This window comes from Paraburkholderia sp. GAS333, assembly GCF_050435665.1.
In the GTDB taxonomy this organism is placed as follows: domain Bacteria; phylum Pseudomonadota; class Gammaproteobacteria; order Burkholderiales; family Burkholderiaceae; genus Paraburkholderia; species Paraburkholderia fungorum_A.
The window spans coordinates 74,789-96,026 of record NZ_JBNDKS010000011.1 but is presented as its reverse complement, the minus strand read 5'-3'; the positions used below and the strand labels follow the sequence as shown (position 1 = coordinate 96,026).

At 60.9% G+C, this 21,238-nt stretch carries 19 protein-coding genes; 12 read left to right on the top strand and 7 right to left on the bottom strand.

Annotation, left to right across the window (positions count from 1 at the left end; genetic code table 11):
* Nucleotides 1-130: 130 nt before the first annotated feature.
* Nucleotides 131-2,230: a phosphatase PAP2 family protein gene (locus ABH945_RS33795; protein ID WP_429253521.1), complete on the bottom strand. Its 2,100-nt coding sequence runs from the start codon at nucleotides 2,228-2,230 to the stop codon at nucleotides 131-133.
* 650 nt (nucleotides 2,231-2,880) lie between these two features.
* On the opposite strand from ABH945_RS33795, the gene ABH945_RS33790 reads away from it, so the two are divergent.
* The 4 genes from ABH945_RS33790 (at nucleotide 2,881) to ABH945_RS33775 (ending at nucleotide 7,975) form a co-directional block, all read left to right on the top strand.
* A complete protein-coding gene (locus ABH945_RS33790) occupies nucleotides 2,881-4,395 on the top strand; it encodes a sugar ABC transporter ATP-binding protein (RefSeq protein ID WP_429253520.1) in 1,515 nt (504 codons plus the stop codon).
* A 12-nt stretch (nucleotides 4,396-4,407) separates the two neighbouring features.
* Nucleotides 4,408-5,433 carry an ABC transporter permease gene (locus ABH945_RS33785; RefSeq protein WP_074771678.1) on the top strand — a complete coding sequence of 342 codons (1,026 nt, stop codon included), beginning with the start codon at nucleotides 4,408-4,410 and terminating at the stop codon, nucleotides 5,431-5,433.
* Between the two features lie 101 nt (nucleotides 5,434-5,534).
* Complete coding sequence (locus tag ABH945_RS33780; protein WP_074771677.1) at nucleotides 5,535-6,476, top strand: ABC transporter substrate-binding protein; 942 nt, start codon at nucleotides 5,535-5,537, stop codon at nucleotides 6,474-6,476.
* 200 nt (nucleotides 6,477-6,676) lie between these two features.
* On the top strand, nucleotides 6,677-7,975 hold the full coding sequence (locus ABH945_RS33775) for an L-fuconate dehydratase (protein WP_074771676.1): 1,299 nt from the start codon (nucleotides 6,677-6,679) through the stop codon (nucleotides 7,973-7,975).
* 10 nt (nucleotides 7,976-7,985) lie between these two features.
* Here the strand turns inward: ABH945_RS33775 and ABH945_RS33770 are convergent, their stop codons facing one another.
* Nucleotides 7,986-8,900 carry a LysR substrate-binding domain-containing protein gene (locus tag ABH945_RS33770; protein ID WP_429253519.1) on the bottom strand — a complete coding sequence of 305 codons (915 nt, stop codon included), beginning with the start codon at nucleotides 8,898-8,900 and terminating at the stop codon, nucleotides 7,986-7,988.
* 178 nt (nucleotides 8,901-9,078) lie between these two features.
* Between ABH945_RS33770 and ABH945_RS33765 the strand changes: the two genes are divergently transcribed.
* The 4 genes from ABH945_RS33765 to ABH945_RS33750 all read left to right on the top strand — a co-directional run bounded on the left by ABH945_RS33765 (nucleotide 9,079) and on the right by ABH945_RS33750 (nucleotide 13,231).
* Nucleotides 9,079-9,966, top strand: a complete 888-nt coding sequence (locus tag ABH945_RS33765; protein WP_429253518.1) for a transketolase — start codon at nucleotides 9,079-9,081, stop codon at nucleotides 9,964-9,966.
* On the top strand, nucleotides 9,963-10,961 hold the full coding sequence (locus tag ABH945_RS33760; RefSeq protein ID WP_074771673.1) for a transketolase family protein: 999 nt from the start codon (nucleotides 9,963-9,965) through the stop codon (nucleotides 10,959-10,961). Before ABH945_RS33765 ends, ABH945_RS33760 begins: the two co-directional genes overlap by 4 nt.
* Nucleotides 10,962-10,971: 10 nt before the next feature.
* Nucleotides 10,972-11,817, top strand: coding sequence for an NAD(P)-dependent oxidoreductase (locus tag ABH945_RS33755; protein WP_074771672.1), 846 nt, complete (start codon nucleotides 10,972-10,974; stop codon nucleotides 11,815-11,817).
* A gap of 88 nt (nucleotides 11,818-11,905) precedes the next feature.
* Nucleotides 11,906-13,231: an MFS transporter gene (locus tag ABH945_RS33750; protein WP_074771671.1), complete on the top strand. Its 1,326-nt coding sequence runs from the start codon at nucleotides 11,906-11,908 to the stop codon at nucleotides 13,229-13,231.
* Between the two features lie 144 nt (nucleotides 13,232-13,375).
* Here the strand turns inward: ABH945_RS33750 and ABH945_RS33745 are convergent, their stop codons facing one another.
* Nucleotides 13,376-13,912, bottom strand: a complete 537-nt coding sequence (locus ABH945_RS33745) for a cytochrome b (RefSeq protein WP_074771670.1) — start codon at nucleotides 13,910-13,912, stop codon at nucleotides 13,376-13,378.
* Entirely contained in the window at nucleotides 13,909-14,970 is a 1,062-nt protein-coding gene (locus ABH945_RS33740) for a catalase family peroxidase (protein WP_074771669.1), read from the bottom strand. Before ABH945_RS33740 ends, ABH945_RS33745 begins: the two co-directional genes overlap by 4 nt.
* 331 nt (nucleotides 14,971-15,301) lie before the next feature.
* Between ABH945_RS33740 and ABH945_RS33735 the strand changes: the two genes are divergently transcribed.
* Nucleotides 15,302-15,832: a hypothetical protein gene (locus tag ABH945_RS33735; RefSeq protein ID WP_429253517.1), complete on the top strand. Its 531-nt coding sequence runs from the start codon at nucleotides 15,302-15,304 to the stop codon at nucleotides 15,830-15,832.
* 171 nt (nucleotides 15,833-16,003) lie between these two features.
* On the top strand, nucleotides 16,004-16,378 hold the full coding sequence (locus ABH945_RS33730; protein WP_074771667.1) for a hypothetical protein: 375 nt from the start codon (nucleotides 16,004-16,006) through the stop codon (nucleotides 16,376-16,378).
* Between the two features lie 158 nt (nucleotides 16,379-16,536).
* Here the strand turns inward: ABH945_RS33730 and ABH945_RS33725 are convergent, their stop codons facing one another.
* Entirely contained in the window at nucleotides 16,537-16,992 is a 456-nt protein-coding gene (locus ABH945_RS33725) for a hypothetical protein (RefSeq protein WP_083380189.1), read from the bottom strand.
* Nucleotides 16,993-17,234: 242 nt separating this feature from the next.
* On the opposite strand from ABH945_RS33725, the gene ABH945_RS33720 reads away from it, so the two are divergent.
* Complete coding sequence (locus ABH945_RS33720; protein ID WP_429253516.1) at nucleotides 17,235-19,136, top strand: prolyl oligopeptidase family serine peptidase; 1,902 nt, start codon at nucleotides 17,235-17,237, stop codon at nucleotides 19,134-19,136.
* A gap of 409 nt (nucleotides 19,137-19,545) precedes the next feature.
* Nucleotides 19,546-19,860, top strand: a complete 315-nt coding sequence (locus tag ABH945_RS33715) for a hypothetical protein (protein WP_429253515.1) — start codon at nucleotides 19,546-19,548, stop codon at nucleotides 19,858-19,860.
* Between the two features lie 206 nt (nucleotides 19,861-20,066).
* Here ABH945_RS33715 and ABH945_RS33710 read toward each other — a convergent pair whose 3' ends face one another.
* Nucleotides 20,067-20,483 carry a GtrA family protein gene (locus ABH945_RS33710; RefSeq protein ID WP_429253514.1) on the bottom strand — a complete coding sequence of 139 codons (417 nt, stop codon included), beginning with the start codon at nucleotides 20,481-20,483 and terminating at the stop codon, nucleotides 20,067-20,069.
* A gap of 19 nt (nucleotides 20,484-20,502) precedes the next feature.
* Nucleotides 20,503-21,192, bottom strand: coding sequence for a class I SAM-dependent methyltransferase (locus ABH945_RS33705; protein ID WP_429253513.1), 690 nt, complete (start codon nucleotides 21,190-21,192; stop codon nucleotides 20,503-20,505).
* Nucleotides 21,193-21,238: the final 46 nt, after the last annotated feature.

The following is a 21,238-nucleotide window of genomic DNA, read 5'->3' as shown; positions in this document are numbered from 1 at the left end:
GCATCGTCGGCAACCTGGAGGCTCCAAAAAACAGAAACCCCGCAGAGCCTGAACTCTGCGGGGTTCTGTCTACCACTTCAGGCGGACGAGTAAATGGCTACCCGTCAGCCAACATATCTGCCTCTGATACTCAGGCAGACAGCTTGATCGACACTCCGCTCGACGAGTACGTCAGCGTGCCATTCAAGCCGCCATCCACCACAACCGAAGTGAACTTCGCGCTGGCGGCCGCGCCGTTGATCAGCGTGATCGTATCGCCCGCCTTCGGCGTATAACCGTTTACGAATTTCACGTGCAGCGTTCCACCGGCAATGGTCAGTTGGTCGCCCACTGTCAGTTGGCCGCCGCTCTGGCCGTCGATGTCCAGTTCAAGCGTGCCGTCGGTCAGTACGGTGAACTTGCCCGGCACCTTCACCGGCGTCGCCGATGCGGCAATGGTGATGCCACCCGCTCCCAGATACACGTCGCCAGTACCGAACGCCTTGGCCGACCCGGCCGCGAGCGTGCCTCCCTCGACTTCGGTGCCGCCGCTGTAGGTGTTCGTGCCAGCCAGTTCGAGCGTGCCATCCCCCTTGAACGTGAGCTTGCCCGCACCCGAAATGTCATTGCGCCAGATGTCGTAGGTGGCGAAGCCGCCGAGTGACGAATTCATGGCGATCGTCACCAGACCGTTGAACGCGCCATAGCCATCACCAGCCTTGAACATGTCGAGACGACCCCAGCCCTCGGCATCGGTCATGACCGGGTAACCCGACGCAAACTCGGTGGTCTTGAGCACGACGCGGCGCTGATCGGCGCTCAGGTACGGGTAGCGCGTTTCGAGCAGCACTTCGGCCCCCTTCGGCACGACCGGATCCGTAGTGGTCGGGTAAAGGCTGGAGTAATCCGACATGCCAATAGTCATGCGGCGCTCGAAGTCGGTCTTGTTCTTGTCGTGGTCGTAGTACAGGTCGAAGCCACTGGCCGTGCTGTCGGTGCTCTGCGTGCCCGAGTGCAGGTAGTCGTAAAAGTCTTTCCACGTGGTTTTGCCGGCCGCAGACTGCATCGCCGAGAGCGCCTGGCTACGCGTCGTGGTCTTGAAACTCGTGGTCAGGATGCTGTTGACGTTCGTGCTGGAGAGCGCGGAATTTTCGGCGCTGTACAGGTTGGCGGCCGCTGCTGCGAGGCCGACCATGCGGCCGCCGATCACGTCGAGCGGCGAGTGCACGCCCGCGATGATGCGGTATTCGCCAAACTTGAGCGCAGCGGCGTAGAACTCCTGGAAGCGTTCCGGCAGCGCATAGGCCATCGCGGCGGCGCGACGCACGTATTCGGCTGTGTGGCCGCTTGCGAAGCCGGCATTCTTGGCGGCACTCAAGCCGGCTGTCGTGGTTTGGGCGGACTGCAATGCCGGCACCACAATGCTTATCCCCTCGCTGGACCACAGGTACGGGCGTGCGTACTTGAAGTAGTACTTCGACGTGTTGCCCGTGGCAAAGTTACCGACGCCGCTGCTGCCGGCCATCGTGTAGAGGTTGCTCAGCTGGCCCGAAGCATCGCCTTCTGAAACAGTGGCGCTGCTGCCGGAGGTCGCATTGACGTAAGTGATGGTCTGGGTCGCGTCGAGACCCGTGCGCCAGGAAGTCGCCAGCACGCCTGCCGCTTCGCCGAGGTTGTAATCCTTGGAGCCGACATCGACCTTGTAGGCGACTTCGCCATCGCTGTCCTTAGCGGTGTTGGCGGTGCTGTTGACGCTGTTGTCGCGGCTGGCCGCGACGGTTTCGACATATTGGGTGTTGGTGCCGATGATGCCGCTATTGAGAATCGTGCCGCCGCTGCTCGCCATGCCGTCCCAGGTGGAAGCCGGAACGGATGCGCAGGCGGCTCCGGTAGTCGGGTCTGTACTCGCGGTCAGGCCGGTCCCGCCGTAGGTATCGGCGTCGACAAAAGAGGTCACCGGCGTCCACAGATCCAACAAGCCCTTGAGCGCCCGAATCGAGGCATTGGTGCTGACCGCGTCATAGCAGGAGTTGTCCGCCAGATTGGTGTAGTAGGTGTCGACGTAGGCCGGAATCGACGTATTCACTGGCGCGCTGTCGACGGTACTCGGGTCGGCAGGTGCTGCCGGCACGGCAGCCGAGCTTGTTGCCGTGGGCGTGAGTGAATTGGAACTACCGCCACATGCAGAAAGGAATGCCAGGCTCGCCAATGCTGCAACCTGGATGGATTTGCCATTTAACTGGAACACCATACGCGGAAATCCTTAATGTCAAGACAGGGAAATCGCGCATCGTAGATTTGCTTTTTTAAAATTTGATTACAATTTCAATTCATGTTTATTGCAATTGGCTAGCTCACACCTGGGCCGACTCGTTCGACCATCGTCGAGACTTCACGCCCGGCCTTGAGCACGGAAATTCTGCAGCGGTAGTTCTGGCCCGGCAGAGAAAGAAAAGGGAAGCAAACTGGCAAAGGGCCAGTAATTCGGCGAGGCGGGGAGTGATGGAATCCAGTGTGCAGTCCGGCATTGTGCAAACAAGGCGCGTCGGCGCCTTTGTCATTAGGTGACGAAGGATGTCGATCTGACTGAGGCAATCTACATTTGCCAGCCGCTTTTCGCCGTCTGTTGTTTGGGGCAACCGGTTCGTTTCCTCGTCGTTTGCATTTTTCTCACTCCGCTTGTGCAAGGGCACAAAACCCCCTGACACTGGGGAATGCCTGGGCTTGAGCCGCCACTTGCCAGCGTCGTAGAATCGTCGCACATCGGTTTTGGGGCCCAGCAATGTGTCTGGTTTCTCTCTGCGATTTCTGTCATAAAACGGTGGGACGCGCGACGTCCCGGCTGCCGCTTATTCGCGGTGACGCCCTCGTGTGTCGCAGACTTCCCTCGCGAACCGCGCCGTGACCCCCCTCATTTCCGTCAAAAGACTCAACAAGAGCTTTCCCGGGGTGCGGGCGCTCCATGAGATCCAGTTCGAACTCATGGCGGGGGAGGTTCATACGCTGATGGGCGAGAACGGCGCGGGCAAGTCGACGCTGATGAAAATCCTCGCCGGGGTGTACACGCGCGACTCGGGCGAAATTCTCTACGACGGCCAGCCGGTCGATTTCCAGCATCCGCGTGACGCGCAGGCCGTGGGCATCGGCATCATTCATCAAGAACTCCAGTTGATGAACCATTTGAGCGTCGCGCAGAACATGTTCATTGGCCGCGAGCCGCGCGGCCGCTTCGGCCTGTTCCTCGACGAAGACCGTCTCAATGCGCAGGCCCGTGAGATTCTCGAACGCATGCATGTGAAGATCGACCCGCGCGCGGTGGTCGGCAGTCTGACGGTCGCCAAACAGCAGATGGTCGAAATCGCCAAGGCTTTGTCGTTCGACTCGCGCGTGCTGATCATGGACGAACCCACGTCCGCGCTGAACGACGCCGAAATTGCCGAGCTGTTTCGTATCATCCGCGAGTTGAAGGAGCGGGGCGTGGGCATCGTCTACATCTCGCACAAGATGGATGAGTTGAAGCAGATTTCCGACCGCGTCACCGTGATGCGCGACGGCGAGTATGTGGCCACCGTCACCGCGAAAGACACAACCATCGAGGCGATCATCGGCATGATGGTCGGGCGCACGCTGACTGATATCGAGCCTTCCCGCAGTGCAGCAGAGCAGGGCGAGGTCGCGCTCGATGTCAGGAACCTGAACGCGGGGCCGATGGTCAGGGACGTGAGTTTCACGTTGCGCAAAGGCGAGATTCTGGGCTTTGCCGGGTTGATGGGCGCGGGCCGTACCGAAGTCGCCCGCGCGGTGTTCGGCGCGGACCCGATCGAGTCGGGCGAGATTGTCGTGAAGGGCGTGAAGGCGGTGATCAGGACGCCGAGCGACGCGGTGGCGCGCGGCATCGGCTACCTTTCCGAAGACCGCAAACGCTTCGGCCTCGCCACCGGCATGGACGTCGAATCGAACATCGTCATGTCCAATCTAAGCCGTTTTCTCGCGTTCAACTTTTTCCTGCGACGCACGCAAATACGTCGCACAGCAAGCCACTTTATCAATCTGCTCGCAATTCGCACGCCGTCCGCGACGCAGGAAGTGCGGCTTCTTTCGGGCGGCAATCAGCAGAAAATCGTCATTGCCAAATGGCTCGAACGGGATTGCGACGTGCTCTTTTTCGACGAGCCGACGCGCGGCATCGACGTGGGCGCGAAGAATGAAATCTACAAGTTGCTGCGCTCGCTTGCCGCAGAGGGTAAAGCGATCGTGATGATCTCGTCGGAACTGCCGGAGATTCTGCGCATGAGCGACCGCGTCGTCGTGATGTGCGAGGGTCGCATTACCGGCGAACTCTCAGCGGCCGAAGCGACGCAGGAGCGCATCATGCATCTGGCGACGCGGCGCGAAACCTTGAAAGCAGCGGCATAACCAGGGGTCAAGATGACATCGCCATCGGAGTCACCGGCGCTAGGCAAGCAAGGACGCGTGGCGGGTTTCAGAGCGCGCATTTTCTCGCCTACCGCTCTGCAAAAGCTGCTCGCGTTCGCGAGCCTGATCCTGCTGCTGATCTTTTTCAGCTTCGCGTCGCCGTCGTTCATGCAGATGGACAACATGCTCGGCATTCTGCAGGCGACCGCAGTCAACGGCGTGCTGGCGATTGCGTGTACGTTCGTGATCATTACCGGCGGCATCGATTTGTCCGTGGGCACGTTGATGACGTTTACCGCCGTGATTTGCGGGGTATTCCTTACTTTCTGGCATCTGCCGATGTGGATCGGCGTGCTCGCGGCGATTGCCACGGGCGGCATCTGCGGGACGATTTCGGGCACGCTCACGGCGAAAATGAAAATCCCGCCGTTCATTGCGACGCTCGGCATGATGATGTTGCTGAAAGGTCTCTCGCTGGTTGTTTCCGCCGACAAGCCGATCTATTTCACCGACACCGAAAACTTCTACCGCATTTCGCAGGACTCGCTGATCGGCTATGTGCTGCCGAGTCTGCCGATTCCGAACGCGGTGCTGATCCTGTTCTTTCTCGCGGTAGTCAGTTCGATCACGCTTAATCGCACAGCACTCGGCCGCTATACGTTCGCTCTTGGCAGCAACGAAGAAGCGGTGCGGCTGTCGGGCGTCAACGTCGATCGATGGAAGATCGCCATTTACGGCCTGAGCGGCGCGATTTGCGGCATTGCCGGTTTGCTGATCGCGTCGCGGTTGAACTCGGCGCAACCGGCTTTGGGACAAGGCTACGAACTCGAAGCGATTGCCGCCGTGGTGATCGGCGGCACTTCGCTGAGCGGTGGTTCGGGCACGATTCTGGGCACGATCATCGGCGCGTTCATCATGAGTGTGCTGACCAACGGGCTGCGCATCATGTCGGTTGCGCAGGAATGGCAGATCGTCGTGACAGGCCTCATCATCATTCTCGCGGTCTACGCCGACATCTTGCGACGCAGAAGGAGCTGACGCCGCGCCGGACAATTTCAAAGAAGGGAGCAGAAGCACGAAAAGCAAAAAGCTCCCGCAACGACTGAAGGTTGCTGGTCCACCTTAGGAGGAGATATTCCATGTTGAATCGAAAAATATTCGGTGTCGTGGTCGGCTTGAGCGCGTTGGTTGGCGGGGCAAATGTTGCACAGGCGGATGATGTTTATATCCCGCTTATTTCGAAGGGCTTCCAGCATCAGTTCTGGCAGGCAGTGAAAGCCGGCGCGGAACAATCGGCGAAGGAGCACAACGTCAGGATCACGTTCGAAGGTCCTGAAACCGAGGCGATGGTCGACAAGCAGATCGACATGCTGTCGGCGGCGCTCGCGAAAAAGCCGCAGGCGCTGGGCATTGCGGCGCTCGACAGCAAGGCCGCGATTCCGCTTCTGAAGCGCGCGCAGTCGTCGAAGATTCCGGTGATCGCGTTCGACTCGGGCGTCGACAGCGATATTCCGTTGACCACCTGCTCGACGGATAACCTCGCCGCCGCCGGACTCGCCGCCGACAAGATGGCCGAGGCGATCGGTAATTCGGGTGAGGTCGGCGTGATCGTGCACGACCAGACGAGCCGCACGGGCGTGGATCGCCGCGATGGCTTCCTGAATCAGATGAAGGCCAAGCATCCGAACATCAAGATCGTTTCCGTGCAGTACGGCGCGGGCGATCACCTGAAATCGGCGGAAATCGCCAAGGCGATGATTCAGGCCAATCCGAACCTGAAGGGTATTTTCGGCGCGAATGAAGGCTCGGCGGAAGGCGCGGCAATCGGCGTCAAGGAGTCGGGCAAGAAGCTCGTGCTGATCGGCTTCGACTCCGGCAAGGAGCAGAAGGCCGACATCACGTCGGGCCTGATGCTCGGCGCGATTACGCAGAATCCGGTGGGGATCGGCAAGTGCACTGTCGACTCGGCCGTGAAGGCGCTGAAAGGCGAGAAGCTGCCGCCGAAAATCGATACGGGCTTCTTCTGGTACGACAAGACCAATATGACCGACCCGAAGATCGCGGCCGTGCTCTACGACTGATTCCCGCGAACCAGCGATTCAGCGCGATGAATCGAGTATGGGTGACGCAATAAGCGATGTCTTCGCGACGTATTAGCGAAGCAATGACGCAATCACGAAAGAGGACGGGCACAGCCTTTCCTCTTTCTCTTATTCTCCGTTCCGCCTCGTGATTGTCCGGCAGGCGGAAATCGAACGTTGTCGCCCAGGAGCCTGTGCAGATGACCACGATCACCAAGCTGTCCGTCAGGGACATCCGCTTTCCGACTTCACGTTCGCTCGACGGCTCCGATGCAATGAATGCCGCGCCGGATTATTCGGCGACCTACGTCACGCTGGAAACGGATTCGCCGCACTCGCTCACCGGGCACGGCCTCACGTTCACGATCGGACGCGGCAACGAGATTTGCGTGAGCGCGGTGCAGGCGCTCGCACCGCTGATCGTCGGCATGACGCTCGAAGATATCGCCGCGAACATGGGCGCGTTCTGGCGCACGATCACATCCGACAGCCAGTTGCGCTGGATCGGCCCGGACAAGGGCGCGATTCATCTGGCGACCGCCGCGGTCGTCAACGCGACATGGGACCTGTGGGCCAAATCGGTCGGCAAGCCGGTGTGGAAGCTGCTCGTTGACATGAGCCCGGAAGAACTCGTGCGTTGCCTCGATTTTCGCTACGTGACCGACGCAATCACGCCGCAGGAAGCGATTGCGCTGCTGCATCGGCATGCGAAAACCAGGGGCGAGCGCGAGAAGGAAATGCGCGCGCAGGGTTATCCGGCTTACACGACGTCGGCGGGCTGGCTCGGTTACGACGACGACAAGATTCGCCGGCTCGCGCGTGAAGGCGTCGCGCAGGGCTGGACGCACTTCAAGCAGAAAGTGGGCGGCAATATCGACGAAGACATGCGCCGCGCGCGGATTCTGCGCGAGGAAATCGGCGAAAACCTGAAGCTGATGATGGACGCCAATCAGGTCTGGGATGTCGACGAAGCGGTCGCGAACATGCGGCGTCTCGCGGAATTCGACCCGTGGTGGATCGAAGAGCCCACTAGCCCCGACGATATTCTCGGCCACGCGGCGATTCGCGAGCGGCTCAAGCCGATTGGCGTGGCGACGGGCGAGCATTGCCAGAATCGCGTGATGTTCAAGCAGTTGCTGCAGGCGAATGCGATCGACTTCTGTCAGATAGATAGTTGCCGGCTGGGTGGTCTGAATGAAGTGATCGTGGTTCTGCTGATGGCCGCGAAATTCGGCGTGCCCGTTTGCCCGCATGCGGGCGGTGTCGGCTTATGCGAGTACGTGCAGCATATTTCGCTGTTCGACTACATCTGCGTGTCGGGGTCGCTGGAGAATCGGGTGCTCGAATACGTGGATCACCTGCACGAGCATTTCGTCGATCCGGTGGTGATCCGCAATGGCCGCTATATGCCGCCGGATAGGCCGGGTTACAGCATCGAGATGCATGCGGCGTCGCTCGATCAGCATGATTTTCCGAACGGGCCTGCGTGGCGTTCCTGACGGCGGAAGGTTATGCATTGGTGCCGCTGTCAGGTGCTGGATGCTCTACACCGAGTTCCGTCAACAGCCATGTCCTGAACGTATCGAACGCCTGGTGATGGTGAAGCCGTTTCGGATACACGAGATAGTGCCCGATATAGGGCACTTCCCGCGTACTGCCGAGCAGCGGACACGCCAGCGTCCCGTTCTTCAATTCGCGATCGGCGAGCAGCGTCGATTCGAGCACCACGCCCAGACCGTCGACCGCCGCCGCAATCGCCATCGAACTACGGTCGAAGTGCAGCCCGTAATGATTGGGCGGCGTCAGGTCGTTGGCCTCGAACCAGCCCTTCCACTGGAACATCTGCACGTCGCACTGGATCAGCGTGTGCGCGTAAAGATCTTCGGGGCAGCCGATTCGCGCGGCAAGCTCGGGAGAACATAACGGGGTGAGCTTTTCCAGCGCCAGCGGAATCTTCTCGTGCGGCGACGGCTTCGGCTCGCCGTACACGATATCCAGATCGAAGTCGTCGTTCTCGAAGCGCGCGTAGTCCGTGCTCGCTGAAAACCGCAAATCGATATTCGGATTTTCGCGGACAAACCCCGACAGCCTCGGCAGCAGCCACTGCGTCGCGAAACTCGGCGCGGTGTGCAGTCGCAGCGGACTCTGGCCGTCGGCCGTCACCAGCGCGAGGCCCCGCTGCATCTCGTCCATCCCGCGCTGCACGTGTTCGAGCAGGATCGCGCCCTCGCGCGTGAGCTTCACCTCGCGCGTGCTGCGCTGGAACAGCCGCAGATTCACGGTCTCTTCGAGCTTGCGGATCGAATGACTGACCGCGCTCGGCGACAGGTCCAGCTCCTGCGCCGCCGTCGCAAACGACGCGGTGCGCCCCGCCGCCTCGAAGACGCGCAAAAACGGTAAAGGCAACTTGCGGAACGGCTTCATGGGTGAATTCCATTCATGAGTTGGTGCAATCTTTTCTTTTGTCACGCGAATTATCCGAATGATACGCTGCCTTCACGTCGAACTGACTTGAAACTGGTGAATTAAAAGCACCTGTCGAGCGCAGACGACACCAACGCGGACACCGCGCAAAACATTCCGAATGCATCAGGACGGAGACATGACACCGATCACCGAAGCACGGCGCCCGGCCGCCGACACCCGCCAGAATCTCCACGCAGAACTCGCGCGCAGCGCCTATCGAATCCGCCGCTTCGCGCTGCGGATGGGCGAAGTGCAGGGCCAGGGCTACATCGGCCAGGCGCTCGGTCTATCCGACGTGCTCGCCGTCGCCTTCTGCCACGCGATGCAATTTCGCCCCGGCGAACCCGAATGGGAAGGCCGCGACCGCTTTCTGCTGTCGCACGGCCACTACGCGATTGCGCTGTACGCGGCGCTGATCGAGGCCGGCATCATCGACGAAACGGAACTGGAAACCTACGGTTCCGACGACAGCCGCCTGCCGATGTCCGGCATGGCGACCTACACGCCCGGCATGGAAATCTCGGGCGGCTCGCTCGGCCAGGGCCTGAGCATTGCCGTCGGCATGGCGCTCGGTCTGCGGGCCAAGGGCAACCCGGCGTGGGTCTACAACTCGATGTCGGACGGCGAACTCGACGAGGGTTCGACCTGGGAGGCGGCCATGGGCGCCGCACATCATCAACTGGGCAATCTGATCACGCTGGTCGATATCAACCAGCAGCAGGCCGACGGCCCGTCGCAGCGCGTCCTCGGCTTCGAGCCGCTGGCGGACAAATGGCTGTCGTTCGGCTGGCACGTGCAACGCGTGAACGGCAACGACCTCGCCGCCGTCATCGAAGCCTTCGACCGCGCGCGCGCCGTTACCGAACCCGTGCCGCGCGTGATCCTGTTCGACACGCTGATGGGCAAGGGCGTGCCGTTCCTCGAGCAGCGCGAGAAAAACCACTTCATTCGCGTCGAGCAGCCAGAGTGGCAGGAAGCCATCGCCGTGCTCGATGCAGCGCAACCGGCAGGAGACCGCGCATGAGCACCGTCATCACCAAACCGCGCCTGACGACCTCGGCGATGATCGCGTCGATCGCGTCCGAAGGTCAGCGCACCAAAGCGGCACCGTTCGGCCACGCGCTCGTTGCGGAAGCGGCGAAGCGGCCGAATATCGTCGGCATGTCGGCGGATCTGTCGAAATATACCGACCTCCATATCTTCGCCAACGAGTACCCCGAACGCTTCTTCCAGATGGGCATGGCCGAGCAGTTGCTGATGGGCGCAGCGGGCGGCATGGCGAAGGAAGGCTTCATTCCGTTCGCGACCACCTACGCCGTGTTCGCGACGCGTCGCGCGTACGATTTCATCCATCAGGTGATTGCGGAAGAAAACCTCAACGTGAAGATTTGCGCGGCGTTGCCGGGTCTCACGACCGGCTACGGCCCGAGCCACCAGGCAACCGAAGATATCGCGATGATGCGCGGCATCCCCGGGCTCACGATTGTCGATCCGTGCGATGCGCTCGATACCGAACAGGCGGTGTCGGCGATTGCCGCGCACGATGGCCCCGTGTACATGCGCCTGCTGCGCGGCAAGGTGCCGCTGGTGCTCGACGAATACGACTATCAGTTCGAACTCGGTAAGGCGAAGCTGCTGCGGGACGGCCGCGACGTGCTGATCATCTCGTCCGGAATCATGACGATGCGCGCGCTCGAAACCGCGCAGGCGCTCGCCGACGGCGTGGCCGACGTGGCCGTGCTGCACGCGCCGACTATCAAGCCGCTGGACGAAGCGACGATCGTCGAGCAATGCCGCCGCTCGGGACGTCTGGTGGTGGTCGCGGAAAACCATAGCTGCGTCGGCGGATTGGGCGAAGCGGTCGCGTCGGCGCTGATGCGCGCGCGGGTGCAACCGGAATTCCGCCAGATCGCGCTGCCGGACGAGTTTCTCGCGGCCGGCGCATTGCCGACGCTGCACGACCGGTATGGCATTTCGACCGCGTCGATGGTCGAAAGCATCAAACAGTGGTTGAAGTAAGGAGACGGCGATGAACGTGACTTTCGTAGGCGTCGGCGCAATCGGTTTGCCGATGGCGTTGCGCATCCAGCAGGCGGGGCATGCAGTGACCGGTGTGGATGTGTTCGGCCGCGCGCGCGAAAACGCGCAGATGAGCGGGATCGACGCGGTGGCAACTTTCAGCGCGGCGCCGCGTGCCGAGGTGGTGGTCGTGATGGTCGCGACGCCGGATCATCTGGCGACGCTGGTCGACGGAGCGCTTGGCGCGGTGAAGGACCAGACCTGGGTGATCATGTCGACGGTCGGCCCGGCGAGCGTGCGCGAGCAGGGCGAGCGGCTGCGTCAGGCGGGCGCGCGCGTGGTCGATGCACCGGTGACGGGCGGCGTCGCCCGCGCTAAAACCGGCGCGCTGGTGATCTTCGCGGCGGGCGAGCAGCAGGACATCGACACGGTTCTGCCGGTACTGAGCGCAATGGGCAACGTCCAGGTCACCGGCCAGCAACTCGGCGACGGCCAGGCGATCAAGGTCGTGAACCAGCATCTGTGCTCGGTTCATATCGTGGCGGCTGCCGAGGCGCTGAACCTCGCCAGCACGCTGGGTCTCGACCCGGGCGCGGTGCTGAAGCTGATTGAAAAAGGCGCAGCCGGTTCGTGGATGCTGACCGATCGCGGCCCCCGGATGCTGGAAGGCACCGATGTCGAAGTGACCAGCTCGATCAATATCTTCGTGAAAGACAGCAGTCTGGTCGCCGATGCGGCAGCGCAATGCGGCGCTCAGGTGCCGCTGCTGACCCTCGCGCACTCACGCTATCAGCAGGCGGCAGACTCGGGGCTTGGACTACGCGACGACAGCCGCGTGATCGAAACCTGGCGCTGACCGCACCGCAGCCGGGACACCACGCCGGGATGCAAAAACCCGGCCAACGCGCTTCTCGCTTATTAAAACGATTCGGAGACAAGTAACCATGAGCACCTCATCTGCGACAGTTCCCGCGAAGGACAACCCGTTCAAGGTGTCGTTTGCGTCGATGATCGGCTCGGCGGTGGAAAGCTATGATTTCTTCATCTATGGCACCGCCGCCGCCGGCTGGTTCGGCAAGATCTTCTTCCATACGAACGAGCCGGTGATCGGCATTCTGGCGGCGTTCGCCACGCTGGCCGTCGGCTTCCTGATGCGCCCGCTCGGCGGCTACCTCGCCGGGCACTACGGCGACCGGCTGGGCCGCAAGACGGTGCTGTTCTGGTCGCTGCTCGCGATGGGCGCGGCCACCGTGCTGATCGGCGCGTTGCCCACGTACGACCAGGTGGGCGTGCTCGCGCCCATCCTGCTGATCCTGCTGCGGATGGTGCAGGGCATCGGCTTCGGCGCGGAATGGGGCGGCGCGGTGCTGATGGCATGCGAACACGCGCCCGCGAAACGTCGCGGCTTCTTTGGCGCAGTGCCGCAAGTGGGCATCCCGTTCGGGCTGCTGCTCGCCAACGGCGCGTTCCTGCTGTCGTCGCATCTGTTCGACGGCAACTGGGTGTGGCGCGCGCCGTTCCTCGTGTCGTTCGTGATGGTCGCAATCGGTATCTTCATCCGGCTGAGCGTGAAAGAATCGCCCGCTTTCGAAGCGATCAGGGCCAGCGAGACCATCGTCGAGCGGCCCGCGATGCAGGTGCTCCGCAGCGACTGGCGCATCATTCTGAAGATCATCGGCCTGCGTCTCGCGGAAACCGGCGGCTACTACATCACCACGAGCTTCATGCTGTCGTATGTGATCCTCGCGCATGTGTCGACCAAGGAGCACGTGTTGTGGGGGACCATGATCGGCTCGGCGCTGGGCCTCGGCAGCCACCTGCTGTACGGCATGCTGAGCGACAAGGTGGGACGCCGGCCGCTGTTCCTGCTCGGCTCGCTGTTCACGATCGCCTTCGGCTTGCCGATGTTCATGCTGATCAACACGGGCGCAGGGATCATGGTGATTACGGCGGTCACGCTGTCGCTGCTGTTCAGCCACGATCCGATTTTCGCGGTCGAATCGAGCTGGTTCTCCGAGCAGTTTCCGGCGAACGTGCGGTCGTCGGGGATTTCGCTGGGCTATAACGGCGCGTCGGTGGTCGCGGGGTTGCTGCCGTTTATCGCGACGGGACTGTTCGCCGTAGTCGGCTGGATGGGCCCGGCGATCATGTTCTCGCTGCTGGGCGTGATTTCGAGCCTGTGCGCGCTGTCGATGCGCGAAACCGCACCGGCGGTGGTGGAACGTCGCTCGGTTATGCCGATGAATCAGCCGAAGGTGGGCACGCAGTGAGGTCGCGCTGAGGCTGTCGTCGGTATGTTGGCGGCCTCGCTGTGAGTTGGCATGTCTCTGCTGGTCGGTTGTCGCAAAGGGTGCCCGTGCATTTGCCACCGGGCACCCTTTGCATTCAATGTCGCGCCTTCAGGACGGCGGGTCTCACCGCCACGGCGACATCGCCTGAAACACGCCGTCGCGCCTGACCAGCGCGTGCAACAACGCCGCCGCCAGATGCAGCACGATCAGCGCGAAGAAGCACAGCGCGAGGGTTCGGTGCGCGTTCCACAGCAGCGTGTGCAAGCTGTTGCTATGCGGCAGGATCGCCGGCAGGTGCACGCCGAACACGACAACCGGATAATCCGCCGCCGACAGCATCCCCCAGCCGAGCAGCGGCAACGCGATCATCAGCGCGTAGAACGCGAGATGCGACAGGTAGGCGGCGAGCTTCATCGGCGCGGGCATCGATGCGGGCAACGGCGGCGCGCCGCGCGTCAGCCTGACCACCAGACGGATCAGCGCCAGCACGAGAATCACGATGCCCAGCGGCTTGTGAATCGACACCAGCGACAGATAATCCGGACGAACCGTCGACACCATGCCGACGCCGATGAACAGCATCGCCAGAATGCAGACCGCCATGATCCAGTGAAGTGCGCGCTGCAACGGAGTGAAGCGATCGTGGATCGGCGTGGTCATGGCGTGGCTCCTCCCGCCGGGTGGCGCGGATAGTCCTTGTCCTCGGCGGTCCGCCGGTTGAACGAGACGGAATACGCGGCCGAGCGCGCGGCGGGAAACGGATCGTCCGAGACGCGCATGCCCGTCGGCAGCACGGTCGGATCGAAGTTGATGTCGCGGCATGGACCGTCCGCCTCGGGCTCGATCGTGCTGACCACCAGCGTGCCCGCTTCGACCTTGCGGCGGTCGTCCGGCCAGGCCTGGCTGGGGTCGGCGGTCGGATCGCCGGGATTGGCGACCGACACCACCAGCGTCCATTTTTGCGGCGCACCTTGCACCCGTTGCGTGATCTCCGAAGCGAGGAAGTCGGCGCCGCGTGCCGCGAGTTGATCGTGCGGCACCGCTTCCGGTTGCGCCTGCGGGATGAACGACCAGCGCACCGCCTGATCCTCGCCCGACGCATTGGTGAAGATGAAGCTGTTCAGGCTGTTGAAGCGCTCCTGCGCATACGAGCCCATCCACGGCGCACTGCCCGCCCACGCGACAAAATGACCGAACTCGGGATGCGCGGCAGCAAAGTTTTTCATCGCGTCCGGATCGCTCTTGTTGGCCGATGCCTGCAGCAAGCCGTAGAAGGCCTGAGGCGTGGCGACCGGGAAGAACGGTGCGTCGATCATTGCCGTGCGCCATTCGCTGCCGCCCGGCGCGACGATCCGCAGACTGAGGCCGCGCACCCGGACCGTGGCGTCCGGCGCTTTGGGATCGGCGGTGGCGAGGTTGAACCGGCCGGTCACCGGGAACGAACCGGCCGCGAGCATGGGCGCCTGCGACAATGCCGCCGCCGCGCCATTCGATTCGAAACTGCCGGTGAAGCAGATGCCCTTCGCGTGGTTGCGCCGGAAGCCGAGCGCCGCGCCTCCCGGCGGCGCGAGGCCGTTGACGATCTTCGCGGGCGTGAGGCGCCCCGGCGAGAGCCAGCCGGCCGTATAGGCGAAGGCCGCGACCAGCGCGACCACGACGACGGCAATCAGGACCAGCGAGCGGACTGTGGACGTACTGGAGGACGGTCTGTCGGCCATCGATCTCTCCCGATCAATGATTCGGCTGAGTTGAAATCTAGCAGGGCGCCGACAATAGTGCCATCGATCAGAATGCCGTGCCCGGTTGCACCCGGCGCGACGCAACGTGCGAAGTCAAACGTTCCGGTGCGCGTCTGCGGCCCGCAAACCATGCGCGCGCATCTTTCCCGTATGGGCATACCCGTCACATTCAAGTAGCGGGAAACAAATGACTGACTACAATAAGTAAGTGCAAGCGAGGCGGCCAGCACGATCTTCTGGTCGGGCGCATTCGGTCTGGACACAACGGTCAGTAGTGTGACGTTCCAATTTTTTCATTGGAGGCATACGTATGACGTGCCTGAACGAAAAGGTTGTCGGCGCAATATTCCTGATGCTGAGCAGTTCTGCGTTCGCAGACGGCTTTGGCGTCGACTCGCCCGAAACAATGACGGTGGCGAACATCGCGTCTTACCCGATGGAGGTGGTGCCGCCCATCCCCGACCCGCAGCGCTATCTGCAGCGTTACGCGATGGAGTATCAGCCCGACAATCACGCGGACCCGTTCCATGTGCCGATCGAGGGCTTCTACAGTGCCGAAGTGACGCACGACTTCCAGCTCCATTCCGGGAACGCTAAAGGCGGCACAGGGCCGAACGACGTTTCGTCGCAAATGGCGTCGAACTATCTTCGACTGGGTCCGTCGACAGCGCCCCTGGTTTCGATAGTCGATCTGCCGAACTCGACCCTCGCGCTCGGCGCGCAGCCGCAGCGAAGGCTTTCCGTGACCGTCGACAGTTGGGTCTTCTCGGCCACCGCGCGAATCGCGGTCTTTCACTCGCACAGTACGGGCGCAACCGTGTCGGTGCGGCGCGGCTTCTGATCGCCGAGGACTGAATTGCTTCTCGTGTTCCAACGAAATACGGCTCGCTCAATTCGCATGATGGACCGCACCCGTGCGTCGATCAGCACGTCGCCCAACACAGCAACAATGCCAATGGCTGGCCGCGAATGATCATGCTAGGCTTTCTCGCAAACCACTACGGAGACTGTTATGCCGTTCGTCTGCGAAAACGTTGAATGCCGCGCCGTTCTTGCGCGCGGACAGGTCAAATCCATTCGTGAGGAAGGAGGGTGGTGCTTCTATTGCCCGGACTGTAAAGCGCGCAATGAGTTGAACGACATTGGCGTGGCTGGCGGTCCTGTAGAGTTGGTTCAGCCGGAGAAATCCGCTTTGCCGCACAAGGTGATAGCAACGGCGCAACCACTGGAAGACGGCCGGTACGCGGCGCAACTGCGAATTCAAAGAGCGCTCCGTACAAAAGGCACTTACGCGGCCGAGGAGCGTTGGGACCAGCTCGGCACATTCTCCAATGCCCAGGAGGCGGTCGCACACGCGAAGTCCGTCGCAGCCGATCGACTGGGCTGACAGCAAACAGACACTTGCCAGCCGGGACTCTGGATTCGCCGCGCGCTTTATGTCCGGCGTTGGCGGCCAGTCTCCCGCTTGTGTTCGCGCCTGCCTCTACTCTCGTTGAAACTTTCTCCGCGCCACTACGTGACGGGTTTGAATTCGTTCAGACCCACTCACGAGCCTTCAACGGGCGCGAGCTTGACGAACAGCCGGGCCGCTTCATTGCCGTGAGACAGAGCGCGCAGGGCCAATGAGAGCGCAAGCTGCGAGTCGTGCGCGGCTGCACTTCGGTCCTGATCGAATAGCTTGATCGCGTGGCGCATATGCTGCGCCGCCTGCTCGTGAAGCTCCGCAGCCGCTGCGTGCTGCTTTGCCGCCAAACTGTTTATGCCCGATTCCGAGCCGCTCGATGCAGCCGTCGGCGGCGCGTTGCTGTGCGCACCGGCGTCGTGTGCATGATCGATCGCGTGCAACGTATGTCCATGCGCCAGCATCGCCTGATGTGCCGCGTGAGCGAAATCTTTCCCCTCCTCGAAATGCCACGATGCTCCGTGGTGATAACGCGCCGCCTGCTCGTGATGTGATGCCGCGGCTTCAAGATGTCCTTTTTTGCTGTGCTTCGTATTCATGGCCGCTCCTGTACGGATGTACGACGAACTTCATCAAGCTTAGTCCAACCTCTGACCGTATGCGTTGCCGGCATACCCGTACGTAGATGGCCTCGATACGCGGATCGCCCGTCTGTAACGCGCTCGCGAAAAAATGCAGTTCGACCGCTTGGGGCTGTTTCAGCGTGTCAATTCGTAGCAGGCGATATCATGCAATATCGTCACGTTATTACGTGTTCAATGCGATTTTTACGGAGGCGCGCATGGCGACTGAAGGTCAGCAAAAGAGTAACGGCAGTAGCGTAGTCAAACAGTATGCGGTGCGAGACTTCTTCCGCAGGCCGGACAAACATGGATTCACGCTTGCGCCTGACGGACGTCATCTGTCCTTTCTCGCGCGACGCTCCGGTCGTCAGAACATCTTCGTGCAGGAGATCGACGCGGACGGCACGCCGCTTGGCGAGCCGCGTCCGTTGACCGACGAAACAGAGCGCGACGTGCCCGGCCATGCATGGAAGGGCAATGACCACATTCTGTTTGTCAAAGACTTTGGCGGTGACGAAAACTTCCATGTGCTGTCGGTACCGGTCGAAGGCGGCGAGCCGCGCGACCTGACGCCGTTCGACGGCGTGAAGGCGAGCATCGTCGACGACCTCAGGGACGATGACCGCCACGTGTTGATTCAGATGAACCGGCGTGATCCGCAAGTGTTCGACGTTTTTCGCGTCGATGTCGTGACTGGCGAACTGACGCCGATCGCCGAGAATCCGGGCAACGTGATGGGCTGGATGACCGATCACGAAGGACAATTGCGCGTCGCAATCGCGACGGACGGCGTCAACAACACGCTGCTTTATCGCGACGTGGAAACCGAGCCTTTCCGCGCGATCGTCACCACCAATTTTCGCGAGTCCGTTTCGCCGATGTTCTTCACGTTCGACGACAAACGGCTTTACGTGTTGTCGAACCGCAATCGCGACAAAGCCGCGCTGTTCGAATTCGATCCGCAAACCGGGCAGGAGGGCGAGTTGCTGTTCGAGACATTGCATGTCGATGTGGGCGGTCTTGCATACTCGGAGCATCGTCGCGTGCTGACTGCCGCGACTTATGTCGACGACCGCGTGCATCGTCATTTCTTCGACGACTGGGCGCGTGATGTCATCGCCGATCTCGAACGTCAGTTGCCCGGTCAGGAAGTCAACCTCGTGAGCATCACGCGTGACGAATCGCGCGCGATCGTGCGAGCCGGAAGTGATCGTTCCGCCGGTTCGGTGTGGATTTACGATGTTGCGAGCCGGCGTCTTTCGCAGCTAGCGGAAATGATGCCGTGGCTCGACTCCGCCGATATGGTGCCGATGTCGCCGATCCAGTTCACGGCGCGCGACGGCTTGCAGCTCAACGGCTACCTGACGTTGCCTGCCGGCTTCGAGTTGGGGCAGAAGCTCGACAAGCCGTTGCCGCTGATCGTCAATCCGCATGGTGGTCCGTGGGCGCGCGACAACTGGGGCTTCAATGTCGAAGCGCAATTGTTAGCGAACCGGGGTTATGCGGTGCTGCAGGTCAATTTCCGCGGCTCGACCGGATACGGCCGGGCCTTCTGGGAAGCGAGTTTCGGGCAATGGGGCCGCACGATGCAGAACGATATCGACGACAGCGTCGATTCGCTCGTGGCGCAAGGCATTGTCGATCCGGCGCGCGTGGGTATCTACGGGGCGAGTTACGGCGGCTATGCGACGCTCGCGGGTGTTGCGTTCACGCCGGAACGTTATGCGGCTGCGGTCGATTATGTCGGCGTATCGAATCTCTTCACGCTGCTCGAATCGATGCCGCCGTACTGGAAGCCGATGCTCGACATGATGTACGAGATGATCGGCAATCCGCAAACGGAAGAGGGAAAACAGGCACTGCACGATGCGTCGCCGCTCTTCTTCGTCGATCGGATCGTGACGCCGCTACTGGTTGCGCAGGGTGCGAATGATCCGCGCGTCAAGCAGGCGGAGAGCGATCAGATCGTGGAGGCGTTGCGTGCGCGTGGAGTCGATGTCAAGTACGTGCTCAAGGAAAACGAGGGGCACGGCTTTCACAACGAAGAGAACCAGATCGAATTCTATGAGGCGATGGAGATGTTCTTTGCAGAGCATCTGGGAGGTTTGTCGCGGCAATAGGCGGTTGCGCTTCTGCTTTTGATTGATGCTGATGGGTCTTTTGTTTCCGTCCTTTGGACGAGGCAGAGGCCCATTTTTTTTGGGGTGCTCCATCTGGCGATCATTGCCACGAATGGGGGTGTCGATACGCGCCTTATTTGCCGGATGTAACGCAACTGCAAGGCTTATCTGCAAAGTTTGCCGATTGGGTCAAGGCGATCAGGCTTGAAGATATTTCAAGGCAGCTTCCTTGATGACTTTCATCTGGATTTCGTGCCATATGAAATTGACCGGTGCGGAGTATCTCAATCGAAAGCTGAGTAGGGCGTTTCATTAAAAAGCGAACCAGCGGCACGGCGCTTGCTCGATTGAATATCAAGCAGGCGATGGTCGTCTGCGTCGTATTCCAGTCAGTAAGGAGGAACGGATCATGAACAAGGCAATGAGTACTTTAATCGCGGCCGTCTCCGCACTCGCGCTGTCGGCTGGCGCTTATGCACAGACAGCCGGAGGGACGGCTGGTGGCGGTTCGAGCGGCAGTACCGCAAGCCCGGCAGCGAGCCAGATGAACAACACATCGGGCGGCTACGGTATGCCTGGCGCCACCAATTCGGATAGCGGCATGAGTGGCGGATCGACGAACTCGACTATGCAGAAGGGCATGAACGATAACTCGACGACTACCAGCGCTCCGAAGACCAACAACACGCTGGCGACGCCGAGCGTCGTGTCGCCGGCTAAGTAACTAGTAGTCGTCAGGTGCGCGTGACTCGGCGCAGGTAGGCGTGGACGCAAATCGACAACGCGAATGTTTGGTTAATTGCGCTTCGCGTTAGCGCTGAAGCCGACTTTCTATGTGTATCTTCGTGTCTTCATGGGATGCGGCCGCTGCTCTTACCGGCAGCGGCTTCTCCATTTGTTCTTCGACAATAAAGCTGAAGTATTGGCCGCCTACGTCGTTGAATGCGTACGATCACGCATCGCCCAAAACTTATTGCCGATAAAACCCACGATCACATACACGGGAATGCCGCACAATTGTGCGACATAGGGTGCATCTGTGAGATGCAACACCGAAAGCATGGTCGCGAGATTGGCCAGATACGAGATCAGAACGACGACCATAAAGCGCATGGCAGAGTGCCGCGTTGCCGTTGTCCTGAACGTGAATTTGCTATTGAGCGCGAAGCTCAATACGACGCCGAACGCATAGCCGACTATGTTGGCGACGACTGGACGCGCACCCGCTGCCTGGACAATAAAAATAATGACGGCCGAGATCGCCGTATTGAGGCCGCCAACCAGCAGATACCTGACAAACTGCTGAAAAGACTCGGTACGTGATGCAGTTGCGCGCAATTCTTTCATTGAATGATTGCCTTTGTGCTCAGCTCGCGTAGACGGAATATTGGGCGCCAAACGGCACACGTGTCAGGTATTTTTCAAGCGGACGAAGTTTGGCGAGCACGTGTGGAAAGAAGATGCGAAAGCGCGCATCTACATTGAAAAATCCGGCCTCGACACAGGCCTCTTTCATATTGCGCGCGGTGATCAATTTCGCGTTGACATCGAACTCGCAGGTGTTGACTGCCTTGACGGTTAACGGATTCAACGGATTGTGTTCGAAGATGACGACCGTGCCAGCCGGACCCACGACGCGTTTCAGTTCACGCAGCAGATGGACGTGCTCCGTTAGATCGATATGATGGAACACACACATCGCATAGGCGAGATTAAATTCGCCCGCTTCAAAAGGTAGCGTGTGGCCGTCGAAATGAATGAAACGCGACGAATCGGGGAAGCGCTTTTGCGCCACTTCCAGCGAACGCTCGGAGACATCCGCGCAGGTCAGTTGCACGTCAGGAAAATAGCGCTTCACCCAGGGGATCGACGTGCCCACGCCCGATCCGAAATCGAGCATGCGTGCGGGCGAGGAATGACGGCGCACCATTTCTTCGGCGATATCGCGAATCTTGTACTCCGCAAAAAACTCTGGACCTTCTCCCGATGCCGCGATATTACGGGCGTGCATCGCAAGGTACTCGTCAGCAAAGCTGTCGAATTCTGCCTTGTCCATTTGATTGAATTCCTCCCGTAAAACGTCGGGTCAAAGATGATTGCAA